Origin of the sequence: Pseudomonas emilianonis (genome assembly GCF_023072625.1) — a bacterium.
Taxonomy (GTDB): Bacteria; Pseudomonadota; Gammaproteobacteria; order Pseudomonadales; family Pseudomonadaceae; genus Aquipseudomonas; species Aquipseudomonas paraveronii.
Window position 1 is genome coordinate 1 of sequence record NZ_JAKNRV010000392.1, and the last position, 4,473, is coordinate 4,473.

General features: G+C 58.6%; 6 protein-coding genes and 1 pseudogene. 6 read left to right on the forward strand and 1 reads right to left on the reverse strand.

Going from position 1 to position 4,473, the window contains the following annotated elements; translation table 11 throughout:
- Positions 1-87 (reverse strand): hypothetical protein (locus tag L9Z73_RS25950; protein ID WP_430624316.1); only part of this gene is annotated, 87 nt, incomplete at its 3' end.
- Positions 88-103: 16 nt separating this feature from the next.
- Here L9Z73_RS25950 and flhF point away from each other — a divergent pair.
- From flhF to L9Z73_RS25980, 6 genes and pseudogenes are all read left to right on the forward strand, one after another.
- Positions 104-1,024: pseudogene (gene flhF, locus L9Z73_RS25955) on the forward strand (flagellar biosynthesis protein FlhF); the annotation flags it as partial.
- Between the two features lie 105 nt (positions 1,025-1,129).
- The gene (gene fleN, locus L9Z73_RS25960; protein WP_003192912.1) at positions 1,130-1,963 is read left to right on the forward strand and encodes a flagellar synthesis regulator FleN; all 834 of its coding nucleotides are present in this window, start codon (positions 1,130-1,132) and stop codon (positions 1,961-1,963) included.
- Complete coding sequence (gene fliA / locus L9Z73_RS25965) at positions 1,960-2,700, forward strand: RNA polymerase sigma factor FliA (RefSeq protein WP_247407275.1); 741 nt, start codon at positions 1,960-1,962, stop codon at positions 2,698-2,700. The genes fleN and fliA overlap by 4 nt, the downstream gene beginning before the upstream one ends.
- 167 nt (positions 2,701-2,867) lie before the next feature.
- Positions 2,868-3,242, forward strand: a complete 375-nt coding sequence (locus L9Z73_RS25970) for a chemotaxis response regulator CheY (protein WP_247407279.1) — start codon at positions 2,868-2,870, stop codon at positions 3,240-3,242.
- A gap of 18 nt (positions 3,243-3,260) precedes the next feature.
- Positions 3,261-4,049: a protein phosphatase CheZ gene (locus tag L9Z73_RS25975; RefSeq protein ID WP_102618843.1), complete on the forward strand. Its 789-nt coding sequence runs from the start codon at positions 3,261-3,263 to the stop codon at positions 4,047-4,049.
- Between the two features lie 11 nt (positions 4,050-4,060).
- Positions 4,061-4,473: Hpt domain-containing protein (locus L9Z73_RS25980; protein WP_247407281.1), on the forward strand; the 413-nt coding region annotated here is incomplete at its 3' end.

Consider the following 4,473-nt stretch of genomic DNA (forward strand, 5'->3'; position numbering starts at 1 on the left):
CTCGACACCGCCGGCAATACGACGGTTACCGATAATCGCAGCGTCGGCGCCCAGCTCGTCACGTACCAGTTTCATGGCCTGACGCATATCGGCGGCGAAAAAACGCTTTGAACTCAATGGCCTGCGTGAGCTGCTGGAAGTGCAGCTTGGTTCGCTGGCGTGGACTCAACTGCAAGGCAGCAAACCGCAACAGGCCAACCTGTGGCGTCGCCTGCAACGCATCGGCCTGTCCGGCCCGTTGTCCCGCGACCTGCTGGCGCTGACCACCGAAATCGAAGAACCTCGCCAGGCCTGGCGCATGTTGCTGGCCCACCTTGCGCGGATGATCGTGACCCCGGAACTCGAACCCCTGGAAGAGGGTGGCGTGATCGCCATGGTCGGCCCTGCCGGCATGGGCAAGACCACCACCCTGGCCAAGCTGGCCGCGCGTTACGTGCTCAAGTACGGCGCCCAGAATATCGCGCTGGTGAGCATGGACAGCTACCGCATCGGTGCCCAGGAGCAACTCAAGACCCTGGGCCGTATCCTCAATGTGTCGGTGACCCACGTTGACCCGGGCCAGTCCCTGGCCAACGCCCTCGATCCGTTGCTGCGCAAGCGTGTGGTGTTGATCGATACCGCCGGCTTGCAAGCCAGCGACCCGGCGTTGCGCATGCAACTGGAAAGCCTGGCCGGGCGTGGTATCAAGTCGAAAAATTACCTGGTGCTTGCAACCACCAGCCAAAAACAAGTTCTTACCGCTGCGTACCATAGCTACAAGCGCTGTGGCCTGGCCGGATGCATCCTCACCAAGCTCGATGAAACCGCGAGCCTGGGCGAGGTGTTGAGCCTGGCGATCAGTCATGAACTTCCGGTCGCCTACCTGACCGACGGGCCGCGGATTCCAGATGATTTGCATCTGCCGCGCCGTCATCAGTTGGTCAGCCGTGCCGTCAGCGTGCAAATGCAAGAAGAGCCTAGCGAGGAAGCGATGGCCGATATGTTCGCTGACCTTTACCACAACCCGGCAAAACGGGTGGGTTGAGGTCAGCATGAACACCCTGAATTGTATCTACATCGATGGTCTGCAGCGATTCATGCGGCCAACCCATGTAGCCTGCGTCTAAGCAAGACAAGGTAAAGAAATAAAATGGGCAGCATGCATCCCGTACAGGTGATCGCGGTGACCGGCGGCAAAGGTGGCGTCGGGAAAACTAACGTGTCAGTGAATTTGTCCCTGGCCCTGGCAGAGCTTGGCCGTCGTGTCATGCTGCTGGATGCTGACCTGGGATTGGCGAACGTCGACGTTTTGCTGGGGCTCACGCCCAAACATACCCTCGCCGATGTGATCGAGGGCCGCTGCGAGCTGCGCGATGTGCTGCTGCAGGGCCCTGGAGGCATCCGCATCGTGCCGGCCGCCTCGGGCACTCAGAGCATGGTCCACCTGAGCCCGGCGCAGCATGCCGGCCTGATTCAGGCGTTCAGCGATATCGGCGACAACCTCGACGTGCTGGTGATCGACACCGCCGCCGGGATCGGCGAGTCCGTGGTCAGCTTCGTGCGCGCCGCGCAAGAAGTCCTGCTGGTGGTCTGCGATGAACCCACCTCGATCACCGACGCCTACGCCCTGATCAAACTACTGAATCGTGACTACGGCATGAACCGCTTCCGCGTGCTGGCCAATATGGCCCAGAGCCCGCAGGAAGGGCGCAACCTGTTCGCCAAGTTGACCAAGGTCACAGATCGCTTTCTCGATGTCGCCTTACAATACGTCGGCGCAGTTCCCTATGACGAGTGTGTACGCAAGGCTGTGCAAAAGCAGCGTGCAGTCTACGAAGCGTTCCCTCGTTCGAAATGCGCCTTGGCGTTCAAGGCTATTGCTCAGAAGGTCGATACCTGGCCATTGCCCGCCAACCCACGGGGGCATCTGGAGTTTTTCGTCGAGCGATTGGTGCATCAGACGAGCGCAGGACCGGTGCTATGACAGCCAGCGGCTATAACCTTTACAAGAAATCGGCACGTGACAGCCAAGGTGAATTGATCGAGCGCTATGCGCCCCTGGTCAAGCGCATCGCTTATCACTTGCTGGCACGCCTGCCCGCCAGCGTCCAGGTCGAAGACTTGATCCAGGCCGGCATGATCGGCCTGCTCGAAGTGTCGACCAAATACGACGCGAGCAAAGGTGCGAGTTTCGAGACGTATGCGGGTATCCGTATCCGTGGCGCGATGCTCGATGAAGTGCGTAAAGGGGATTGGGCGCCGCGTTCGGTACACCGCAATACGCGCATGGTCAGTGACGCAATTCGCGCAATTGAAGCAAAAACCGGTCGCGACGCTAAAGATCACGAGGTTGCGGCCGAACTCCAATTGAGTCTCGACGATTATTACGGGATTTTGAACGATACCTTGGGCAGCCGCCTGTTCAGTTTCGACGACCTGTTGCAGGACGGCGAACACGAAGGGCTGCACGAGGATGGCGCGAGTACTCATCTCGAGCCGTCGCGTGACCTGGAAGATGAACGCTTTCAGGGTGCGCTGGCGGACGCGATTGCCAATTTGCCGGAGCGTGAGCGACTGGTGTTGGCGCTGTACTACGACGAAGAGCTGAACCTCAAGGAAATCGGTGAGGTCCTGGGGGTCAGCGAATCGCGTGTCAGCCAACTGCACAGCCAGTGCGCAGCCCGCTTGCGGGGACGCCTGGGAGAATGGCGCGCGCGCTGACAGGCAGTGTGGGGACACTGCAAACACTACCGTGAGGGCCCTGGTCTTCGCGGGTGAGTTTCGTGGTGCCCTGGGCAGTCCTTTTTGTGTAACGCCTGTTGATTGAAATGGCGCGTCCAGGTGCTGGGCGCGTTTAAGACTGCTTGGAGGTCGAATTGGACAAGAACATGAAAATCCTCATCGTTGATGACTTCTCAACGATGCGGCGGATCATAAAAAACCTGTTGCGTGACCTTGGGTTCACCAACACGGTCGAGGCGGATGACGGCCTTACGGCGATTCCGATCCTCAACAGCGGGAGCATCGACTTTCTGGTAACCGACTGGAACATGCCCGGCATGACCGGTATCGACTTGCTACGTCATGTGCGCGCCGATGAAAAACTGCGCAGTCTTCCCGTGTTGATGGTGACCGCCGAAGCCAAGCGAGAGCAGATCATCGAAGCCGCCCAAGCCGGGGTCAACGGCTACGTGGTCAAGCCATTCACTGCGCTGGCCTTGAAAGAGAAGATCGAAAAAATCTTCGAACGCATCGGTCATTGATGCTGCCACGGGGGAGCTATGGAGCATAAAGAAACGTCACAGGGGGACTTTGAGTCGACCCTGAAAAAGCATGCTCACCAGCTCGTCGAGAGCCTTGAAAAAGGCCATTTCGGCGACGCGGTGCAGTTAATCCATGAGCTTAACCAGACCCGTGACCGCGGCCTGTATCAGGAAGTGGGCAAGCTCACACGCGAGCTGCACAGTGCGATCGTCAACTTTCAGATTGACCCGCACATGCCCCAGGCCGAAGAGATTTCGCAAATTACCGATGCTACTGAACGCCTGTCCTATGTGGTCAGGCTGACTGAAGCGGCGGCCAACCGCACCATGGATCTGGTGGAAAACGCCACGCCTCTGGTCAACGGCATGGCCAATGAAGCCCAGGCGCTCAGCGTTGACTGGGGCCGTTTCATGCGTCGGGAAGTGGGGGCTGAGGAATTTCGTGAGTTGGCCCGTCGGGTTGAAGGTTTCCTGTCGCGCAGCGAACAGGACAACCACACGGTTTCCAGCAACCTCAATGACATTCTGCTGGCCCAGGATTACCAGGACCTCACCGGTCAGGTGATCAAGCGCGTGACCCAATTGGTCACCGAAGTGGAAAGCAACTTGCTCAAATTGGTGCTTATGGCAGGCCAAGTTGATCGTTTTGCCGGCATCGAACATGACCGCGAAGCGATCCTCTCGGAAAAAGATCCACAAAAACATCTCGCCAAGGGTGAAGGTCCGCAGATTCATGCCGATAAACGTGAAGACGTTATGTCAGGTCAGGATGACGTAGATGACCTGTTATCCAGTTTAGGCTTCTAAGGAGCACACCCATGAGCTTCGGCGCCGATGAAGAAATCCTTCAGGATTTCCTTGTAGAGGCCGGCGAAATTTTAGAGCAACTGTCCGAACAACTGGTCGAGCTGGAAAGCCGACCGGATGATGCGAACCTGCTCAATGCAATTTTTCGCGGTTTTCACACTGTAAAAGGGGGCGCCGGCTTCCTCCAGCTCCATGAGCTGGTGGAGTGCTGCCACATCGCCGAGAACGTGTTCGACATCCTGCGCAAGGGTGAGCGTCACGTTGATTCGGAGCTGATGGACGTGATTCTCGAAGCACTGGATGCGGTCAACGGCATGTTCAGCGAAGTCCGCGAACGTGCCCCGATCACCGCCGCCACTCCGGAACTGCTGGCCGCCTTGGCGCGCCTGGCGGAACCTGCCGACACCTCGGCCGCGCCGGTGGT